Source organism: Thermodesulfatator autotrophicus (assembly GCF_001642325.1).
Classification (GTDB): Bacteria; Desulfobacterota; Thermodesulfobacteria; order Thermodesulfobacteriales; family Thermodesulfatatoraceae; genus Thermodesulfatator; species Thermodesulfatator autotrophicus.
The window spans coordinates 1-646 of sequence record NZ_LSFI01000117.1; the positions used below are offsets into that span (position 1 = coordinate 1).

Below are 646 nucleotides of genomic sequence, written 5' to 3' on the forward strand. Positions count from 1 at the left end.
TAAGACGTGCATAGCGGTAAAGAAGGCGGAAAACAAAGAGAATTCCGTTTCGGTAGCAAAGGTCCCGTTCGGCTGCCAGGCAGGTAATTTCTGCAAGCTTTCGTCCTTTGGCTCGCAGTTTGTCAAGTTCAGCTTTATAAGTACTGTCACCGGGGAGACCAAGTTCAGAGTCAATTACCACCGTGGCCGTACTGGCTATTTTTTCATTCATCATCTTGTTATAAGCTATACAGACCCGGCTATTGGGTAATGCTTGATAGGGGGTATAAAATAATTTTTTTTCATTAGGGCGGATTAATTGGTAACTAAGATAACGTTTATAAACCAGTTCAAAAGCGTGAAAAAAGTCTTTTCTGGAAAATGCAAATTTAACACCATATTCCCGAGAATGAATGACATCGGGAACTTTGGATAGTAAAAGCCGTCTTTTTTGCCACCAAAACTTTTCGTTTTTGATAATTTTAGCCGTATTAATATAAAAATTAATTTTTTTAGAATAACACTTAGAATAACACAAAAGAGGTTTAATAAAAGTTAAAGTTTTTTAAAAAAAATTCGAATACTTTAATTAGGCAATCTTTATAGAATTCTATCAGGGATTAAGAGATTGCTTAGCTTTGCTCATAGTGTTTCGTCAACTGTGTCC

Annotated in this window: 1 protein-coding gene; it reads right to left on the reverse strand. The window is 35.9% G+C overall.

Annotated features, from left to right (window positions below):
* On the reverse strand, window positions 1–517 hold a 517-nt coding region (locus TH606_RS11210), incomplete at its 3' end, for an N-acyl amino acid synthase FeeM domain-containing protein (RefSeq protein WP_197460580.1).
* Between the last annotated feature and the right edge of the window lie 129 nt (window positions 518–646).